Annotated in this window: 15 protein-coding genes; 9 read left to right on the plus strand and 6 right to left on the minus strand. The window is 59.4% G+C overall.

Going from position 1 to position 19,919, the window contains the following annotated elements; all coding sequences use genetic code 11:
- Nucleotides 1–489 precede the first annotated feature (489 nt).
- The 6 genes from pilM to JNN07_16170 are packed head-to-tail and all read left to right on the plus strand — an operon-like array spanning nucleotide 490 to nucleotide 5,717.
- A complete protein-coding gene (gene pilM / locus JNN07_16145; protein MBL9169272.1) occupies nucleotides 490–1,578 on the plus strand; it encodes a pilus assembly protein PilM in 1,089 nt (362 codons plus the stop codon).
- Between the two features lie 6 nt (nucleotides 1,579–1,584).
- Nucleotides 1,585–2,289, plus strand: coding sequence for a hypothetical protein (locus JNN07_16150; GenBank protein MBL9169273.1), 705 nt, complete (start codon nucleotides 1,585–1,587; stop codon nucleotides 2,287–2,289).
- Nucleotides 2,289–2,888, plus strand: coding sequence for a hypothetical protein (locus tag JNN07_16155; protein MBL9169274.1), 600 nt, complete (start codon nucleotides 2,289–2,291; stop codon nucleotides 2,886–2,888). The genes JNN07_16150 and JNN07_16155 overlap by 1 nt, the downstream gene beginning before the upstream one ends.
- Before the next feature lie 32 nt (nucleotides 2,889–2,920).
- Nucleotides 2,921–3,433: a hypothetical protein gene (locus tag JNN07_16160; protein MBL9169275.1), complete on the plus strand. Its 513-nt coding sequence runs from the start codon at nucleotides 2,921–2,923 to the stop codon at nucleotides 3,431–3,433.
- A gap of 40 nt (nucleotides 3,434–3,473) precedes the next feature.
- The gene (locus tag JNN07_16165; GenBank protein MBL9169276.1) at nucleotides 3,474–5,096 is read left to right on the plus strand and encodes a hypothetical protein; all 1,623 of its coding nucleotides are present in this window, start codon (nucleotides 3,474–3,476) and stop codon (nucleotides 5,094–5,096) included.
- Between the two features lie 57 nt (nucleotides 5,097–5,153).
- Nucleotides 5,154–5,717, plus strand: a complete 564-nt coding sequence (locus tag JNN07_16170; protein MBL9169277.1) for a PEP-CTERM sorting domain-containing protein — start codon at nucleotides 5,154–5,156, stop codon at nucleotides 5,715–5,717.
- A 79-nt stretch (nucleotides 5,718–5,796) separates the two neighbouring features.
- Here the strand turns inward: JNN07_16170 and JNN07_16175 are convergent, their stop codons facing one another.
- From JNN07_16175 to JNN07_16185, 3 genes are all read right to left on the minus strand, one after another.
- Entirely contained in the window at nucleotides 5,797–6,210 is a 414-nt protein-coding gene (locus tag JNN07_16175; GenBank protein MBL9169278.1) for a DUF721 domain-containing protein, read from the minus strand.
- Nucleotides 6,207–8,291 carry a beta-galactosidase gene (locus tag JNN07_16180; protein ID MBL9169279.1) on the minus strand — a complete coding sequence of 695 codons (2,085 nt, stop codon included), beginning with the start codon at nucleotides 8,289–8,291 and terminating at the stop codon, nucleotides 6,207–6,209. The genes JNN07_16175 and JNN07_16180 overlap by 4 nt, the downstream gene beginning before the upstream one ends.
- Before the next feature lie 64 nt (nucleotides 8,292–8,355).
- The gene (locus JNN07_16185; GenBank protein ID MBL9169280.1) at nucleotides 8,356–9,570 is read right to left on the minus strand and encodes a DUF1015 domain-containing protein; all 1,215 of its coding nucleotides are present in this window, start codon (nucleotides 9,568–9,570) and stop codon (nucleotides 8,356–8,358) included.
- A 122-nt stretch (nucleotides 9,571–9,692) separates the two neighbouring features.
- On the opposite strand from JNN07_16185, the gene JNN07_16190 reads away from it, so the two are divergent.
- Nucleotides 9,693–10,055, plus strand: coding sequence for a hypothetical protein (locus tag JNN07_16190; GenBank protein ID MBL9169281.1), 363 nt, complete (start codon nucleotides 9,693–9,695; stop codon nucleotides 10,053–10,055).
- A gap of 8 nt (nucleotides 10,056–10,063) precedes the next feature.
- On the opposite strand, the gene JNN07_16195 is transcribed toward JNN07_16190, so the two are convergent.
- From JNN07_16195 to JNN07_16205, 3 genes are all read right to left on the minus strand, one after another.
- A complete protein-coding gene (locus JNN07_16195) occupies nucleotides 10,064–10,783 on the minus strand; it encodes a hypothetical protein (GenBank protein MBL9169282.1) in 720 nt (239 codons plus the stop codon).
- 54 nt (nucleotides 10,784–10,837) lie between these two features.
- Nucleotides 10,838–11,881, minus strand: a complete 1,044-nt coding sequence (gene floA / locus JNN07_16200) for a flotillin-like protein FloA (protein ID MBL9169283.1) — start codon at nucleotides 11,879–11,881, stop codon at nucleotides 10,838–10,840.
- Between the two features lie 182 nt (nucleotides 11,882–12,063).
- Nucleotides 12,064–12,546, minus strand: coding sequence for a MogA/MoaB family molybdenum cofactor biosynthesis protein (locus JNN07_16205; protein ID MBL9169284.1), 483 nt, complete (start codon nucleotides 12,544–12,546; stop codon nucleotides 12,064–12,066).
- 53 nt (nucleotides 12,547–12,599) lie between these two features.
- Between JNN07_16205 and JNN07_16210 the strand changes: the two genes are divergently transcribed.
- Together JNN07_16210 and JNN07_16215 are read left to right on the plus strand one after the other, a co-directional pair.
- Nucleotides 12,600–14,723 (plus strand): acetylxylan esterase, encoded by a 2,124-nt coding sequence (locus tag JNN07_16210; protein ID MBL9169285.1) that lies wholly within the window; start codon nucleotides 12,600–12,602, stop codon nucleotides 14,721–14,723.
- Nucleotides 14,724–14,833: 110 nt separating this feature from the next.
- On the plus strand, nucleotides 14,834–19,900 hold the full coding sequence (locus JNN07_16215) for a fibronectin type III domain-containing protein (protein ID MBL9169286.1): 5,067 nt from the start codon (nucleotides 14,834–14,836) through the stop codon (nucleotides 19,898–19,900).
- Nucleotides 19,901–19,919: the final 19 nt, after the last annotated feature.

Raw genomic sequence — 19,919 nt, forward strand, 5'->3', positions numbered from 1 at the left:
ACAGGGTTCGCAACCCACGATGGGGTTGTGGATTCTATGGCGTTTTCCCCAGGGTAGCTCGTTCCTCCCAACCCTGGGCTTTGAGGCGCAATCCCGTTGGGATAGGGAGGAAGCCCTCCGAACTTGTGGGTAATGCTTAGGTCGTGCCACCGCGGTCCATAGAGCTGCCCCATCTCAAGACAAGGAGGACAGGACACTGTCCAGGTTCCCCAGCTCGGCACCAAATCAGCCGACACTGGCTGGGCAGATTATTTAGTTCTCAACCCGGTAAATTCCACAGCGCGACCCTTTTTGCTTCCCACCATCGCAACTCGTTGTCTCTGCTGTGCCTCAGAGTGGATCACTCCGCGCTGAGCGAGTCGTCTATTCCGCAGAATTCCGTCCCGCAACACGCGCAGCTGTCTCAGAGAGAGACAATCGGAGTAGCAATGACGCGCTGAAAGGAGAGGTTCCAGATTTGGCATTGCTAGTGCTGAACGCCGTTCGCATATGGGTTTGCCTCAGCCAACTCAACGTTCGAAACGCACCGACCAAATACTGGCCGTGGATCTGGGAGGATGCCAGACCAAAGCGCTCCACCTTCAGCGCAAGGGCCAGTCTTGGACCTTGGTCAACCTCGTCACTCTGGATCCGCCTCCAGCGGAGAAAGCGAGAGCCGCCGAAACTCTCGGCGAACACTTCAAGGCCGTCCTCTCGGCCTTGGGGAATCCCCGGGTCAAGCACCTGACAGTAGCCCTTGGCGTCGAGGAAGCCATCCTGAAGCAGATCGAATTGCCGATGATGGGGCTCGAAGATGTCCGGCAGCTCCTGAAGATGAACTCCAAAACCTATCTTCAGCAGGAGCTCACGGACCACATCTTCGATTGCGTATACCTCCCCCCCAGGGCCAACGCGGCACTGCCCTCCAGCGAGCCGGGAGCCAAGCCCACCTCCGCCGCTCAACAGAAATTTAAAGTCCTCGTCAGTGGGGCACCGCGTAAGGTGATCGAGGCGATCCAAGGCGGTGCCAAGATCGCCGGGCTCATCCCGGAAAGCATTGTTCCAAGTCTGATCGCCCCCGCAAACGCGTTCGAATGTGTCGAGCCAGACGCCTTCAACAAGGAAGTCGTGGGCTTGGTGGACATCGGGTTCAAGCACTCGACCATCGTCATTCTCGACGCCGGAGAGGTCGTCCTCAATCGAGTGGTCAGCCTCGGCGGTGAACGCCTCACCCTCGGGCTCGCAGAAGCCATGGGCATCTCCCCGAGCGAAGCCGAGGGCATCAAGATCGGAATGCCGACCGAGATCCAGCAAACCCTGGACAGCGTGATCAACCCGCTGGGACGCGAACTAAGAGCGTCCCTTGACTTCTTCGAACATCAGCACGACCGCCCAATCACCCAGGTGTTCATCTCCGGAGGCTCCGCCAAAAATGACATCATCATTCAGGCCCTCCAAAACGAATTGATGGTCCCCTGCCGCAGCTGGAACCCCATCCGTTTTCTCCAGGTGGCGGTCCCCGAGGGAAAGACAGCCGAGGTCGAAGAAATGAGTCCGCAACTCTGTGTCGCCGTGGGGGCATCCGTCGCCTCCTTCTAAGAGCCTATGCCGATCCGCCTCAATCTACTCAACGAAGCGCACGCCGCCGAAGAAGCGCGCCGTCGCGATCCCGTAAAACGCGCGGTACTGGCTGGTGTCGTGGTGGTCTCCTGCGTCCTGGGCTGGAGCTCCATCCTCCAGCTGCGCGCAGTGAGGGCCAACTCCGAATTCTCAGACCTTCAATCTCAGTGGACCTCCATGGAGAAAGACTACAAGAAGGTCGTCGACAACCGCCGCGTCTCGTTGGAAATGGAGCAGAAACTGTCCGCGCTCCAATCGCTGACCACCAACCGCTTCCTGTGGGGCAATGTGCTGAACGAACTGCAGTTCGTGCTCGCGGGAACGGAGGGCATCCACATCACCCGGCTGCGCGGCGAGCAGTCCTTTCAGCTCCAAGCCGAAGTGAAGGCGAAACCAGCCAAGGAGAAGGACAAGGAAGTGGCAGGTCGACCCGCGACTTCCACCGAACGAATCGTGGTGACAATTGACGCCAAGGACGGAAGCGCCCAGCCGGGCGACCAAGTTGCCAAACTGAAGGCGACTCTCGCCACGCCCATTGTTCCTGGAGCGAGCGCTCCAAGCACGACCAACCAAGTCGCTCTGCTCAACATCTCAGCACCCCAGTCCGACAAGGACAGCGCGGGAAACATTACCCCGCCCTATGTCACGTTTACGATCCAGTCCACCTACCCGGAGAGGACCCGCCAATAATGAGCATCAAGAAACTGAGCGCAGACAAGCGCAACAAGCTCATCATGGTGGCAGCAGCCACTGTGGTCATCGCCGTGGGCCTGTGGCTCACGCTGATCGACAGCCAGAACGCCACTATCGCCAAACTGGCGACGCGCAATGCCGAGGAAAAGCAAAAACTTGAAAACGCCCGCAAACTCCTCGCCGCCAAGGCGGAAATCGACCGCCGGCTGGAGAAGCTCTCAACGAAGTTGACCAGCATCGAGCAGGAGATGGTCAAAGGCGACATGTACGACTGGATCATCCAGACCGTCAAAACTTTCAAAGGCCCCTACCGCGAGCGGATTGATATCCCCAACTTCAGCCGCGAGGTGCTGGGCGAAATCCAGATGTTTCCCAAATTTCCCTATCGGTCCGCGCTCTACAACATCCGCGGCACCGCCTACTACCACGATCTCGGGCGCTTCTTGGCTGATTTTGAAAATCGGTTCCCCTTCATCCGGGTCCAAAACCTCGAGCTCGAACCCGCCTCGAACAGCAGCGCCACGGCAACGGAGGACGCCGAGAAGCTGGCATTCAAATTTGAGCTCGTGGCTCTCGTGAGCCCAACTCAACCGTAAACGTGACGCGTCCAAACCACTTCACCTCACCTATGTGCCGCCAGTGCTTTAGTGCCCTCCTCTGGAGCGTTTGCCTGATCTCGTTACGCCCGTCCCTCGAAGCTGCGGCAGCCCAGCCCCCCGCAACGCAGGCGACGAAGGGCGACAAGGACAAGGAGAAGCCAAAGTCGGCACCGGAGGATCTCAAGTTCGTCAGCTCCGTGTTTTTCGACAACCACAACGACACGACTAAATTTGGCACCGACGTCTTCTTCCCCACCACCAAACGGTTCGTGAAGAAGGTTGAAAGCTCGAACCCAGCAGAGCCTGCCAGGCTAGAGACCCCGGCACTCTCCCAGTTCGTGCTGAAAGGGATCTCAGGAACAGGAAACCGTCGTCTGGCGGTGATCAACAACAGAACCGTAGGACAGGGAGAAATCCTGGAAATCAAACACAACGGTCAGTCCTACAAGGTCAAGTGCGAGCAAATCAAGGCCCGCTCCGTGATCCTGTCGATAGAAGGCTTTCCCGAGAAGAAGGAACTGCAACTCCGAGACGGTCTCTGAGCCACCGTTCCGGAGCGACTCACTCAACGAAAAAGGAATTATGAAAAGGTCCGTACGTATCACACTGGTTGGTCTATTCGCGTCCACCTACATCTCGGTGGGCGCTGCCGATGAAAACAAACCGGCGGAGCCTCCAGCTCCACCCCCGGCGGCCGCGCCGGCCGACAGCGCACCCGCTGCCCCCGAGCAGGCGCAGGAGCAGCCCGTGGCGGCTCCAGAAGCCCCCGCCCAAGTCGAAACCCCAGCTAGCGCACCCGAGGCGACCAAGGAAGCCCCGGCCACTGCGCCTGGCGCTCCCACGGAGACCCCGGCCGGACCCGATGGCACCGAAGTGGTTCCCCTCATCGTCATCGATGACGTGCCCCTGACGGACGCCATTCGCAACCTGGCGCGCCAGTCCGGACTCAATTTCCAATTTGATCCGCGAGTCACCGCCCCAACCGTCGGGCCCGATGGAAAGCCTCTCCCGCTTCCCAGTGTGTCGTTCCGATGGGAAAATGTGTCTGCCCACGACGCGCTCGTCGCGCTCCTGGATAACTACAATCTCGTGCTCCTGAAAGATCCCCAATCACGGATCTCCAAGATCACCGTCAAGGATCCCAAGGCCGAGGAGCCGCTGGTTTCCCGTATCGTTCAGCTTAAGTATGCCGATCCGACAAACCTGGTCACGCTGCTCAAACCCAATTTGACCGCCCGCAGCCAGGTTCTCTCCGACATCCGCACCGCGCAGCTCATTGTCAGCACGACGGCTCGGGAATGGGAGACGGTCAGCAACATCGTGACCAAGCTCGACACGCCGACCAAGCAGGTCTTGATCGAATCGCGCATGCTGGAAACCGCCAAGAATCCAACCTCGATCCGCGGGATCGACTGGGCGAATACCTTTGAAGGACAAAAGTTCACCTTCGGTAACGCCGCGAACGGCAGGATTTCGGCAGACACAGCTCGCGCCTTCAATCCCAGCACCGCGTTCTTGAATGCGGACGGTGTGAATGCCGTTCTCTCCTGGCTCAACAAGGAGGCCGATACCGAGGTCGTCGCCACTCCCCGCGCGGTCACGATGGATAACCAGATGGCGACCCTGCAGGTCACCAAGGCTTATCCCATCATCAAGGTCACCCCTGGCTCGGCAAACAGCCCGGCTGGCGCGGAAATCACCTACACAAACATTGGTGTGATTCTCCAGGTAACCCCTCGCATCACGGCGAACAACTACATCTCCCTCAAGGTCATTCCTGAAGTCTCGAACATCGACTCGAAGGATAGCCAGGAAGCGAATGGAGACACCTTCACGGCCAACGTCTACGCGATCCGCCGCGCCGATACGCATGTCATGATCCCCAGCGGAAACACGCTGGTCATGGGCGGTCTGATCAGCGACACCGTATCGACCACGCTCTCCAAGGTGCCCCTGCTCGGCGACGCCCCAGGACTCGGCGGTCTCTTCCGTCACAAGAAGAACGTCCGGAACAAACAGAACCTGATCATCTTCATCACACCCACCGTCGTGGATGATGAATCCTTCGCCGCCAATGACCGCGGCATGAAGTTCCTCAAGACCAAATATGAGGACACTCCCGACAAGCCTGACTCGATCTGGGACAGCGCTCACCCGGCCGATTGGACTAAGCCTCGTCGTAGCAACGACGGAGCCGCCAAGTAATCGCAAGGATGCCTCGGCCCGACTCCTGCTATCCGTGTTCCGCAAAGGAAAAGTCGTATGAAAAAGTTGTTATTCTCCCTGCCCCTCATCGCGCTGACAACTCTCGGGGCTCAAGCCCAAGGGTACCTGTTATTCGCGAATGTCACCCAAGATCTGAGCGTCGAGAAGCGGATCTCAGATCTTTACACCGGCGACTATCTCACCTCCGATTATCAAGCTCAGTTGTTTGTGGGTCCAAACGGATCCCTGGCCTCGGTGCTGGCGGCGGTGGACGTTCCGGTTCTGTTCCTGGATTCGCCGCCGGAGTCGCAAGGCGACTTCCTCGGAAATGAACTGGCGATCAACGGCTATAATCCAGGGGACACCATCACGTTGGAAGTCCGGGTCTGGCCCACGATCTATGCGACCTGGGAACAAGGCTATGCCGCAGCCCTGAACAATTCCAACATCCATGTCGGACGTTCAGGGGTCTTCAACCTGGTGCTCGGCAGCAACGGAGCCGGCACTGAGATGGCTCCCAGCATGCCGCTGTTCGTGGTGGAGATCGTGCCGGAGCCTAGCAGCGTCGCTTTGGGAGCTCTCGGCCTCGCAACGATGTTCCTGCGACGCCGCAAGGCTTGAGAAGGGGCAAGTCGCCTCTCCATCAGCCCACAAACACACCCCGAGGTTGCCAACAACCCGGGGTGTTTTGCTTATAACCTCAAGCCCCGATCCGAAAGCTAATTTTCTGAATGTTGTCCGCGCCGAAGGCGTTCTGCATGCGCTTGAGAATTTCCTGGCGGCGGTAACGCACGATTTCCGAAAGCCAGACATTGCTATCCACCCCCACAAACAAGGTCCCTTTGTGGAGATTGATCGGCTGCGCATGTGCGGCCACATTGGGGTCGACGGTGGCATTCCACACCTTAACGACTTCAGCCTCGGCCTGGCGCTGCTCGATACGAATATCCTTGAGCACCCGGGGCATCAACTCGGCCAGTGAACGCGCGGTGACCCGCTGAGCTTTCTCAATCGGAGTCACGTTCAGCCCTCGCCATTGAGCGAGGACTTTCTCGCGAGAATTGACCCGCGGCCCTCCCTTGGCAGGAGCATATGAGAACGGCCGCCTGATCATGGAGAATGGGGAGCCCCCTCGGAGGCATGCGCAATCGACTCGTCCAAGATGAGCACCCCGTGAGGCGGTAGATCGTAGTTTCCAGAGAAGGAGCGATCCGTCAGGAAATCATGCACGGGCTTGAAAAAGTTCAACCGCACCGGCGTGTTCTGATGGTTCAATAAGAAATAGATCCGCGTGCCGTCCTTCTCCCGGGCACTGACCTCAACCGACTCGGGAACCTTCAGCAAGGGATGCAGGTGGCACAGCTGACGAAGGTAGGAAACGAGATCGAGATAGAAGGGCTGGTGGCTGAGTGTCCCTAGGTAGATCGCCTGCCCGGATCCGAAGTGATTCAAGGTCATGGCAGGCGAACCCGCGTAGAAATCCTTGGCAAAGGTGGCCAGAATCTCGCAAGCCCCAGGTTTGATCACATCGCACCAAATTCGCCCAGGATGAAGATGCGTGGCCGTAAAGCCTCCCTTCATCACCAGGTGGTTTTCCTCGCCCTCGGGCAAAGGATCGAACTCCATCACTTCCAGACCGAACAGATCCGTCAGATCATGCGGGAAGCCGCTGTCCGGAGCCATATGATGCTCATCGACCAGCCCCGTGTTGCAGGTACCAACCAATGTCCCACCGTTCATCACATAGAGCTTGAGCAGATCTGCCTCTCCGCCAGCCAAAAGCTGAACGGAAGGGGCAATGACCACTCGGTAAGCCGACAAATCCTCGGTCGCCCGCACAAAATCAACCGGAATGCTTCGGTCATGAAAGGCGTTGTAGAACAGCTGCACATGCTCGCGCTGCGAGAAATGGCGCGTGGGTTGTGGCACATGACGCATATTCCAATCATTCTCCGGGCTGATCACGATCGCCACATCGGCTTTGACCTTCGTTCCCTTGAGTATGGGCGCCAGCTTCTCCAGCTCAGTACCGACCTGCTTAAACTCCTGATAAACGCGTCCATCCGCCCGCCCATCATGCGTTAAAATACCCCCATAGAATTTCTCCGAGCCAATCCGCGGTTGCCGCCAAAGGAAATACAACAGCCCATCGGCACCCCTGGAAATCCACTGGTAACTGAAGAGCCTCACCACCCCCGGGCGGACGAGGGTGTTCACATCAGCCCAGTTCACATTCCCCGCCTTATGCTCCATGACCCAAAACCCGCTGTCCGCCGACCCCGGAGCCCTCACGCCCTGCTTCTTGAGAGAGCGCATCATGTCAATGTAACACGCGTTCTCAGCGGACCGAGTCTTGATGGTGGCGTCGCTGTCCACGGAAACGAAGTCTATGGCCTCCGCCATATCGAAGTGATCAAAGTCCCGGGTCATAGCCCGTAGATTTTGAGTAACAGGAATCTGAGGAGTAACCTGACGGAGCACCTCCACCTGCATCCGCGCATAGGCCACGATGCTGTCAGAGCTGAATCGCAGCCAGTCCATCACCAATGCCGGGTTGTGAACGGTGGGGGCTCGCCGAGGCATCGGCACCTGCTCCCAGTCTTGCACCATCTGCGACCAAAACCGATTCCCATGCATCTCGTTGAGCCGATCGATGGTCTCGTACTTCAGCCTCAACCACTGGATCCAATCATGCCGGGTTTCCTCGTTGAAGGAGAATTCCGTTCCGTGGCCACCTAGCCCGTTATCGACCTGCCAGGCGATCAGCTGAGAATGATGACCCAGCGCCTTGGCCAACTCCCGAACGATACGCTGAGAACGATCCCGAAAAATGTCACTGTTCAGGCAAACGGCCCTACGCGTGCCCTCATGCAACCGCAGACCGCTGCTGTCGATCGGCAAAATCTGTGGATAGTTGCGGGCCATCCACAGCGGCGGCGCCGCGGTGGGGGTGCCCAACACCACCTTGATCCCCGCCTCGCCCAGGATGTCCATCATGCGATGCATCCAGGCAAAATCAAATTTACCTTCCTCCGGCTCGTAGAGCCCCCAGGCAAACTCGCCCATCCGGACGACATTCACGCCAGCCTCGAGCATCATCGCCACATCTTGATGCCAACGAGACTCAGGATGCTCGGAAGTACCCGCATGGGGATAGACCCAATGCTCGGGATAGTAATCGACGCCGAAGTACATAGGCCCTTTCAGTTGAGTGTTGGACGCACCCTACGCCAAAGGCTGGCTCACGCAACCTGAAAGCTTAAAGCATGTGACAAAACATCGCATCCCGAAGCTTCGGCTCAAACCAAGTGCTCTTGGGAGGCATAATCCCTCCGGCGTCAGCGATGGTCATCAAATCAACGATGCTCGTCGGATACATGGAAAATGCACAGGAGTATTCCCCGCTGTTCACCAACTTCTCCAACTCGGCTGTCCCCCGGATGCCCCCGACAAAGTTCACTCGCTTGCTAGTGCGTGGATCCTCAATCCCGAAGAGGGGAGCCAACACATACTTTTGCAATAGGGTCACATCCAGTTTCTCGATGGGATCCTGGGTCGCGGCAAACGATGGGCGGAAGTGCAGCGTCCGCCACCGGCCCTCCAGATAAAGCCCCAGCTCATGCTTCCGACTGGGGCTCGCTTGAGGCGTATCGCTGATGATGAACACCGCGTCGAGCTTCTCGAGCAAACCCTTTGGACTCATTCCATTAAGGTCCTTGAGCACCCGATTGTAAGGCAGGATCTGCATCTGGTTGTGCGGGAATACCACGGCCAGGAATCCGCCGCTCTCGCCCGCGCCTTTTCTCGCCTGATAGACCCGCCCAGCAGCCGCACTGCGATGATGCCCGTCGGCAATGTAAAGAAACGGGATAGCGGCAAACGCCAGCTGCAACGTCTGAATGGTCGCGGCATCACGAATCCCCCACGAAGTATGCCGCACGCCGTCTTTCGAGGTGAAGTCAACTTCGGGCGCTTCCTGTATTTTCTTGGCAACCAGCTCATCCACCTGCGCCGAAGCACGATAGGTGAGGAAGACCGGACCCGTTTGGGAATTAAGGGTTTCAATATGCCGGACCCGATCGTCCTCCTTATCCACCCGGGTCAACTCGTGCTTCTTCACGATGTTGCTCAGGTACTCGTCACAGCTGGCCGCGGCAACCAAACCGATCTGGCTGTGCGACCCCATGATCTGACGGTAAAGATAGAAACTCTTCTGCGAGTCCTGAGCCAAGGATCCCTCGCGGATGAGGCGTCCCAGGTTTTCTCGGCCCTTCTCGTAAACCGCAGGCGAATAGAGATCAGTTCCCGGAGGCAGGTCGATCTCCGGCTTGCTGACGTGAAGGAAACTGAGCGGATTTCCAGCCGCCATGTCGCGGGCTTCCTCAGACGACATCACGTCGTAAGGTAGCTCGCAAATACGGGAAGCGAGTTCAGCTTTGGGTCGGAGGGCGGCGAATGGTCGTAAAGTAGCCATAGTCTAGAAGGCTGAGAAGATACGGTTGCAGTCGGCCAAACGCACGCGAAATTTGTTTCCTCTTGGCATCGTGACCAGACCGGGGGATGCTGAATCGCACAACGAAATCTCCGGTCCATGCTATGAACTCCCCCCTCTCTCTCTTATCGACGGCATGCCTGGTAGCTCTCCTCACCGGTAGCGGCTGCAAGGAAGGTTCCAGCCCGGCAAACCCGAATTCCTCAGGGTCCAGCGGCAACCCCGTGACAGCCCCGGTGGACTACCTGGGAGCCGTCAACAATGCTCAAAAGAGCGCCAACAACACTCTGTCTCTGGTCGGCCTCAAGCAGGCCATCCAAGCCTACCAAGCTTCCGAAGGCAAGTTGCCCAACAGCCTGCAGGACCTGGTAACCGCTCAGGTGATACCTAAGCTACCCGAGGCGCCTCGAGGGATGAAGTTCAGCTACGATGCCGCGAGCGGTGACATCAAAGTGGTTCCCCAATGACGCAGGGATCAAGGAACCTCCAGCCCCTTGGGAGGCCCTAGAACGAGCGAGGCAAGCATGGCTTGCTGAGACCCGCTGCGACTCCGTAACAATTCCACCACCGCCAAGGCCTGGGGAGTAAGAGATCTCGTCGCAACCTGAGCGGTCGGAGCATTCCGGCTGCGCGCAATCCCTTCCGCCATCTGCCGTTGGACCCCTGACCCAAACTGCGACGATTCACTGAGCAGCGCCGACGATTCGCCCATCCGCCCAAGACTTCCAGAAACCCGATGCAATCGCTCAGCCGTTTGCTCGTTGAGCGAGGACGCTTGCTCCAGGACCAGCTTGGATTCCACCAGGGGGGGAAGCTCCCGGGCAGGCCCCTCCTCCTCGACGACCGGTGGATTAACCGCCCGGCGGACAGGGGAGGGATTGGCTCCCGAGACGGGTCTCGAGGCGGAAGCGGGAGGCGGAGGAGGAAGCACAGGTGGACGAGCTGGTTCCCGAACGGGCGGCTGACCCAACAGCCGACGTAGCTCCGCTTCCCAATCCTCCACCGCCTCCGGCTCCTCCACCGAAGGCTTGGCGGCGGGAGAAGGCAAAGATCCTCGGCTCCGCTCCTCCTCCTGTTTAGCGGCGCGCCGCTGGAGGTAGCTGCTGATAGCGGAGACAACCGCCAGGACCAGCAGAGTGATCACGCTCGACCACTCCCCAGCACCCAACATGAAAATGGAGGCCCAAGGACTCATTATCGGACTTGATTGCAAAACCGAGACCCGCTTCCGCGTCGTGAAGTGGCTGGCCTAACTGCCGGAAGTCTTGCCGCCGCTCGTGGAAGCCCCTCCGGCCAAGGTTTCTCGCATAGACGTGTCCGCCTGCACATTGCGCATGCGATAGTAGTCCATGACACCCAGATTGCCGTTGCGGAAGGACTCCGCCATGGCCAAAGGAATCTGCGCCTCCGATTCCACCACCCGCGCTCTGGCTTCCTGCGTCCGAGCCACCATCTCCTGCTCCAGAGCCACAGCAGCCGCCCGTCGAACCTCGGCCTGAGCCTGGGCCACCAGCTTGTTCGCCTCCGCCTGTTCAGCCTGGAGCTTGGCACCCACATTCTCACCAACATCGACATCGGCAATGTCGATCGACAAAATTTCGAAGGCCGTGTTGCTGTCGAGGGCTTTGTCGAGGACCGTCTTGGAAATCCGATCCGGGTTCTCGAGGACATCCTTGTAACTTTGGGAGGAACCAATGGTCGAAACAATCCCCTCGCCTACCCGGGCTATGATGGTCTCCTCCGTGGCACCCCCTACGAAACGATCTAAGTTGGTCCGCACCGTGACGCGAGCCTTAACCTTGACCGCAATCCCATCCTTGGCCACCGCGTCGATCGTCACCTTTCCAGAGCTCGGGTTCGGACAGTCGATCACACGCGGATTCACTGAGGTCTTCACCGCCTCCAACACCGTTTTTCCAGTGCCCTTCGTGGCCAAGTCCACCGCGCAGGCACGGTCGAAATTCAGATGAATCCCAGCCTTGCGGGCCGCAATCAGCGCCTGAACCACCATCTCAAAGTTCCCACCCGCCAAATGATGGGTGGACAGGTCGTCGGTGGTCAGCTCGATCCCCGATTTGATGGCGGTGATCCGCGCGTCGACGATCGCTCCCACGGGAACCCGCCGCATCCGGAGATTGATCAGCTCAATAAAAGTCACCTTGGCCTGCGAGAACCAGGCCCGGATGTAGATCATACCGAAGTTCAAAACCACCAGCGCCACCACGAACAACGCCAGCAGCAAAAACAGAAATACCAATCCACTGCCACCCACTAGTTCTGTTAGTTGTCTCATAAATAGCCTTATTTAAATCAGCTAAGCCTCCGGCCGAAGCAGACGCTGTTGGCGGCAAAGTAGGGAGCCTTGGGCGAGAGCGCAAGGGGCGAGGGGCGATTTATTGGAGTTCGATGAAGTCTCAGGGCAAAACCGCTGGATTAATCCAACCCTTTGAGCAAGCGTCGGATACCGACCACATCTCAGCAGCTGGTCGGCACCTCTTGCAGCACCTCGACACAATGCGGGATCGCCTTAACCACAAAACTGAGACATTCCACCGCACCCGTGGGCTTGCCCGGAAGACAAATCACCAGGGACTTCTCCACGACGGCCGCCAGATTGCGGGACAGGATGGCGTTATGGGTGATTTTCATCGATTCGGCGCGCATGACTTCTCCAAATCCGGGGAGTTCGCGAATGGCGATCTCTCGAACCGCTTCCGGAGTGACATCGCGAAGGGCAACTCCCGTGCCTCCAGTGGTGAGCACCAATCCGCAGCCTCGATGAATCTGTTCCCGAATCGCCCGCTGAATCTCACGACGCTCATCGGGAACCAACGCCTCCGCCAGCACCTGCCAACCGTAAGCCAAGGCCGCTTGCTTCAACGCCGGACCGCCCAGGTCGTCGTAGAGACCCTGCGATGCCCGGTCCGAAATGGTGATAATGCCGACTTGAATCTGCATGCCGCCAAGTATTGGCGATTGCATCGTGACGGGCAAGCAGCTAAGGCGAAAGGATGCAAACAGGCTTGGGCAACTGCTCAAAAAATCCATTCAACGCATCCCCAGGACTGAGTGGCAGTTGGGCAGGCCTATGGCTTCTACTCGCATCGCTAGCGAGCGCTTACTCCGCCGACTCGACCAATGCCTACCTCGCATTCGTGAGAGCACGCGCGGCAGAATTACACGCCTCGCACCCGGCTGCTGCAACGCTGGCGGACTGGAAGCAGAAAGCTCCCCTCCTTCGCGAGCAAATCCAAGCGTCGTGGGGGAAGGTTTCCTCGGCACCAGCAGGTCTGAACCCGCGAATTTTAGGGGTCATCCAGCGGGAGGGCTATCGAATCGAGCGACTGGTGTTCCAAACTTTACCAGGAATGTGGATGACCGCAAACGCGTACGTTCCCGACCGCCCAGGCCGCTCGCCTGCTCTGCTGGCCGTTCATGGGCACTGGGCGGGGGCTAAACAAGATCCAGTGGTTCAGGCGCGCTGCATCGGTCCGGCTAAACTGGGGTACTTCGTCCTCGCAGTCGACGCCTTCGGAGCCGGTGAACGTGGCGTCGGCAAGGCATTGGGCGAATATCACGGGGACATGACCGCTGCCACACTCCTCCCCTCCGGGCTCACGCTGGCGGGCATCCAGGTGTTCGAAAATAGCCGCGCGGTCGATTATCTTTGCAACCGACCCGAGGTAGACCGTCAACGCATCGCTATCACGGGAGCGAGCGGCGGAGGGAACCAGACCATGTACGCCGGAGCGTGGGATGCCCGCTTCGATGCCGTGATCCCAGTCTGCTCCGTCGGAAACTACCAGGCCTATCTCGGAGCAGCCTGCTGCCTGTGCGAGGTGATCCCCGGCGCCCTCAACTACACCGAAGAGGGGGGGATCCTCGCTCTCACCGCGCCGCGCGCTCTCCTGGTGATGAGTGCAAGTCGCGATGCCAGGCAGTTCTCGGCACCCGAAGCCGCCCAGTCCATCGCCCAAGCAGCACTCTCCTATCAGTGGTACAATCTACCTTCGCACCTCGCCCACGCCGTTTTTGAGTCGGGCCATGATTACAGCCAGCCGATGCGTGAGCGACTCTATGGGTGGCTTGCCAAGCACCTCAGGCAGGCCCGCTCGGAGGAGCCGATCTCGGAGCCTGACTTCCAGACCGAGCCCCCCGAGTCCCTTCGCTGCTTCCCCGGGACAACCCGGCCAGACGACTGGATCACATTACCCCAATTCGCCGCTCGAGAGGCAAACCGGGTGCTCCAGTCGAGGAAGTGGCCCGCCACGCTTCGCGAATGGAAGTCACGGCAGTCTGATCTCGTAGATCAGTTGCAAACAGCCATCGCCCTGCCCTCAAGTCGCCCGCGACCGCACGCTGTGGAGATCAGGACCCGGACCAACGACACAAACCTCGAGATCCTTTTCAGCCCAGAGCCAGGCATTCGGCTCAAGGCGCTCTATCATCCAGGAAGCCGCCTGGACCGCACCGCCGTCGTGCTGGATCTCGAAGGCACGGCGAAAGCCGAGCAACGCCCTCTGCCCCAGCGGCTCAAGGCCGCTGGGTGGAGTGTGACGACACTGGATCTGCGCGCCACCGGAGATCTCGCCTGGCCGGGAGACAAAATCGGACGTGCCCCTGATCATACCACGGCCGAATGGGGATTGTGGATCGGGCGCCCATTGCTGGGTCAATGGACAGCGGATGTTCTGTCGCTCTTGGATGTGTTAGGACAAGTCGAATCGCGAAAACCAACCCAGATCGGGCTCGTCGGATTTGGCCCAGCCGGTCTGGTCGCCTATTCGGTCGCCGCTCTGGATCATCGCGTCGGAGCGGTGATGACCGAAGGCACACTCGCAAGCTACGTGTCCAACCTCCCCTACGAGAACCAACGTCTCGGGACGATCGTGCCCGGAATTCTCCGCACGACGGGTGATATCCCGCATCTCATCGCTCTCCTCGCTCCTCGTCCGGTGTGGATCGATTCGCCCGTGAACGGAACGGGTCAACCACTAACGCCTGAAGATCAAGCTAAGGTCCTCAGCCCTTCCGCCCTGGCCTGGACCTGGTTTGGGCAGGATCGATCGTTCAAGCAGAAGGCGGCCCTATCCGATGAGGAACGAGTCGAGTTTCTGGAACGGTCCATGCGTTAGTTTCGGCACTCGCTACGGTCTTCTCGAAGGTGGCTCGTCATTCCTCGGAAAAGATTCGGTAATCCTTACCCCGCGTTCCTGAGTCAAGTGGTGAGCTGAGTGCTCAAGCCATGAAACCACACCACTTGCAATCCATCACCCAACCCAACCCTTGCGGGACAACTTCCGCTCAACGACTGCGCCGCCTAGGAAGACTGGGTCTCCTAGGGTGCCTGCTGACGCTGGATACTCTCCTGGCTCGGGCAGCACAGCCCTCCCTGGTTGCCGAGGAACCCGCGCTCCGAACCATCGACACCGTTGAGCTGTTCCGTAACGGACTATACTGGTGGACCTCGAGTTCATGCACGGAAACGCTCAACCAGGGTGGCGCCTCACAGATCGCTTACACAGATCCGCGACTGCTTTCCAGCGCGGCCTCTTTGTATCATTCAGGAGCCGGCTCTTCAGGCGGCTTCAAACCAGGCGATCTTTTTGAACCCGGAATCAGCCTCTCCGAGAGCCGACCAAGCCTCCTTCGCGGCACCGTCCTTCCGGATTGTGGCTATGGAGGTTACTTCGTTCGGGACGACGAAGCGTTCTACTACACCAAGAACCGAACGCTCTATCGGAAATCGCTGACTGCCTCCGCTTTCGCTGCCGGCGAACCGATCACTGTTCAGGGCCGATTCTTTCCTGTTCCAGTGACCGCGGATGGAGTGCTCTTTGCCACCGACAGCGAACTCTGGTCTTACGTGTTCGATATCCCGGGCAACACGCTCACCGTTTTCCGTACCCGGAAAAAGGGCCTTAGCAGCAGATTCGAGGACGTGCTGACCATCCCCGGTCTCAGCATGAAAAAATTTGCCTTGGTGGACGTGGTGGGCACGAATGGAAACCCACTAACCTCAGAGCTCGTGTTCCTCACCATGGACGGAAGGCTCTACCGCTCTCCTTTGTCAGGATCCCCCCAGTTGATCCGCACCGGGGTCAGCGACTTCGCCGTGCGCAACGAACGCTACTCCGTGCGAATTCCAGCTGGCATCGACCAGTTTCGCCAGGGAACGATGCTCTACTTTGCTCTCGGCAACCTGATCACCTTCCAAGGGGCGAGCCAGCTCATCGGGTTGGACCTGACACCAGGCGGACGTCGCGAATTCGTCGAGTTCAATGCCGGATCCAACTACAAGATCACGTCGGTAGCCGTCGATGGAAACCGGATCTTTTTTACCCGCACCCCGGCGGGTCCACTGGCCAATTCCGAGCTTCTTAGCCGCAACGCGCCCGCCCGGCCAACCCTCTTCAACCCCGGGGATCCGGATTTCCTCAGCATCGGGTTCAACCGGGAATTCCGCAGCCTGCGTTCCAGTGGACGCCTTCTCTACTTCGCACACGCCAACACCGTTCAGAGTCTTCCGTCGGACGCTCCACCCATTCGCATCGACTTCGAAGCCTATGGGGTAGAAGTCACCCAAGGCATTCAAAACCTCAACAACACGGTGAACCTGGTCGCAGCCAAACCCGCAGTGGTGCGCGGCTATGCTCGAATAGCGGTTAACAATACCCGACTGTCGGGGTTCGATGTTCCAGCACAGCTGCGGGTTCAGCGCATCCTCAAGGTCTTCGGCCAGGAGGTGGTTCTCGATGTCGACGGCTCTCCTTTCCTGCCGATCCAATCCCCCGCGGTCGTTTCCACTCCCTCCCTCACCGGCGTCCGCACCAACCTGGCGGCGACCTATCTTTTCCAGATCCCCGCCGAAGTCATTACCGAAGGAAAACTCCGCTGTGAATTTGTGCTGAATCAGGGACGCTCCGTTCCCGAGACCGGCGACAACCCGCTCGCAAACAACTCGTCCTTCGCCACTCTGGACATCAAGCCCACCCTGGCGCCGGTGCTGGTCTTCGCCCCCATGATGTTCGGTGGATCTGCGTTCAACCTACGCGCTCCCGGCTCCCAATTCTGGGAGATCATTGGACGAGCCCAATCGATGCTCCCCGTCGCCGGCTTCCGGGTATTCACTCGAAACTCCGTGGTTTTCAAACCCGTGGTGACCATCACGGGGATCAAAGCGCGATCGTTCGATCTTCCTGACAACCAGGACGCCGCGCTCAATTGGCTGGCGATCTCCCGATTCTTCGATGACACCCCCCTCAACTCTCATTACGTCGGCATGTTTCCCCATGGCGTCAGCGGATTCAACGGGCTGGGATACAACCCCGGACACTCACTGATCATTCGCATGGGAACCGAAGCAGGCGGCGGCGCCGCCTGGAACGCACCCGTTGGCGGAAGAACGCTGGCTCACGAGCTAAGCCACAATTTCGCCTTCAACCATATTCCATCCGATATGACCTGCGGCACCCAGGTTCCCGACGGCCCGTATGACAATCTGCCCAATGGAGCGTCGTCGTGCACCATGGGTGCCACCGACCTGGAAGACGCCGCCACGTCCATCGGGTTCGATCCTCTTTCCTGGAATCTCGTCCTGCCTGGATCGAACGGGGATCTCATGTCCTACGCGCGCACCCGGTGGAACTCCGAGTACAACTGGAACCGCATGCTCACCCTGCTCAACCTCGGCTACCAGGCCTCGATCCAGCCCCCGCCTCCCTTGGTCAACCGCGGGTCTCTGCAAGGAAATGAGGACGAGCCTCTCCTGATCGTTCACGCGCTCTTGAGTCCCGGCGGGGCGGCGGGCAGCTTCTTCCCCGCAACCACCACTACCGCGAGCCAGCTCAGCCCTCGAACACTCGCCGAACTGACGGACGTTTTACCAAACTTGCCACCCGACTTTGCGATTCGACTCCATCTGGTTGACGCCCTCGGCAACATCCTCGTGGATCAACCTGCGCCACCCCAAGCTCTGTCCGATGGCGATTCGGTCAGCTCACTGATACACCGAGCCCTCCCCCTCCCTCCCGAAGCTGCCGCTCTGCGCCTGGTCAATCAGGGAGGGACGTTGACGGAGGTCCTGATCAGCGCCCACACCCCCACCTTGCAGCTCAACCCGGTGACCTTGGGCGATGGAACCATGCAGGTGAGCTGGACGGGATCGGACGAGGACGGCGATAACCTCTTCTTCACCATTCAATACAGCTCCGACGACGGCGCTTCCTGGCAAACCCTCAGTGTCCACTATCCCGAGAGCAGTCAGACATTGGATACCAGCCTGCTCGCCGGCACCGGAACCGCGTTGATTCGCGTCATCGTCACCGACGGCATCCATAGCACCACCGTCACGAGTGATCCGTTCGAGCTGCCGCGCCATGCGCCCGTGGTCAACCTGACTGGCGTGACCGAAGGCCAGCTCTTCGATCTGGGCAATCCCATCAACGCCCAGGGTGCAGGTTACGATGCCGAGGATGGAACTCTCGGCGGTACCTCGCTGCATTGGTCGCTGGTTGGGCCCGAGGTGCGGGACGGATCCGGCGCATCCCTGGCGCTCGCCAACCTGCCCCCCGGCGTCTACCAACTCACGCTGACTGGAACCGACGCGGATGGGAATGCGGACTCGCGCACGGTGCAGTTCTCAATCCGACCGCTTGCCGTCGCGGACGGAGCCGAACCGGTGCTCGATGGTCTGTGCGCCGACCCTGCCTATTCACAGAACCCGGCGGTTCGTCTTGCCATCAAGAATGGACAATACTCCAGTGCTCGATTCGCCCATGCCAACGGAGCCTTGTGGGTGTGCTTCACCGGGCTTCGCTATAGTCCTTTGCCAGGAGGTAGCGCATCGGTAGGTCTGCGGGTCGACACCACCGCCGACGGGACGCTCGGTGCCAACGCCGTCGGGTTCGCAGTCGATGATCAAGGAGGCATCTACCGCATCGTCGGCAACGGCGCCCAAATGGTGAACCTCGATAGTCCGCCAGTGGGTTTCAGCGTGCAGATTCTGCGGGACGGCCCAGCTTGGAGCGCTGAGTTTCGCATCGCCGACAGCCTGCTCGGCGGTTGGAATCACAGCCTGGCATTCGCGGTGGTGCAGGATGATGGGGATGCGTCGACAGTTCCTGAAACCTGGCCGTCCGCGACAGACTTGAATAATCCCGCCGGTTGGAGCCCTTCACAAGCAGGCCCGCTTCCCCCAATTCTGCCCGACGGGAATCTCCTCCCTTATGGGACGGCCGAAGGACTTGGTGGCGGCGATGGGACGACCATTGTCTCCCTGCCGGGTTGGACGGTGAGCGGCAATCTTACCATCGCGCGATGGGACTCTCCGGGAGGTTTCCCCACATCGACCGATCCAGGCCCTGACGATCGCGGCCAGAACTTCTTCAGCGGCGGGCCGCAGAGTGGCCAATCCACCGCTACCACTCAACTGCAGCTGCCAGTTGCCGCCACAAAAATCGATGCCGGTGCGATCCTGTATGACTTCTCAGCCTGGTTGGGCGGGTTTGGCCCACAGGGAGACTCGGCAAACCTGACCGCCTCGTTCCAGGACGAAGCGGGCGCGACGATCGACTCCGTGGTGTTGGGGCCGGTCACTGCCACGGAACGAGCGGATCAAACGTCACTTCACTACCGCAGCGCCTTGGCCGTAGTTCCCGCTGGCGCCCGCAGCGTCACGGTGACATTGGAAATGAACCGCGCAGAGGGTGCCTATAATGACGCTTATGCTGACAATTTAAGGCTGATCCTCCGCGAATCCCCCCTGCCTCTCGCAGCCAACGAACCGCCTAGTGCCAACGCCGGGGTGGATCGGACGCTGGTCGTCCAAGGTGGAGAAACGGTCCTGCTTGATGGGTCCGCCAGCCTGGATCCAGAAGGTGGAACGCTGACTTACTATTGGTCTTTACGCGACGGACCTCCACTCGTGTTTGCCGACGGGGAAACCGCATCCCCTTCGTTCACCGCACCCGTCGTTCAATCTCCACTAGCCCTGACGTTCCAACTGGTGGTGAACGATGGGGTCTGGGACAGCGCGGCGGCCTTTGTCCAGGTCACCTTGGAGCCACTGGTTGTGGAGGAGGAAATTCGGATCATCGCGACTTCGATCGATGAAGCCGGATTGACCTTGGTCCAGTGCACCGCTCCCGCAGGCAAAACGCTCCAGCTCGAACGGACTCTCAACCTAGAGAATCCCACGTGGGAAGCGGTGGGTGAGGCCGTCGCAACGGATGGGAATCAAGTCTCTCTCAGAGATTCGAGTGGAAGCCAGGAGCCCCAGGCCTTCTTCCGAGTGCGCAACCTCACGGAGTAGGCGCCGCTCTAGAAAACAA

Source organism: Verrucomicrobiales bacterium (assembly GCA_016793885.1).
Classification (GTDB): Bacteria; Verrucomicrobiota; Verrucomicrobiia; order Limisphaerales; family UBA11320; genus UBA11320.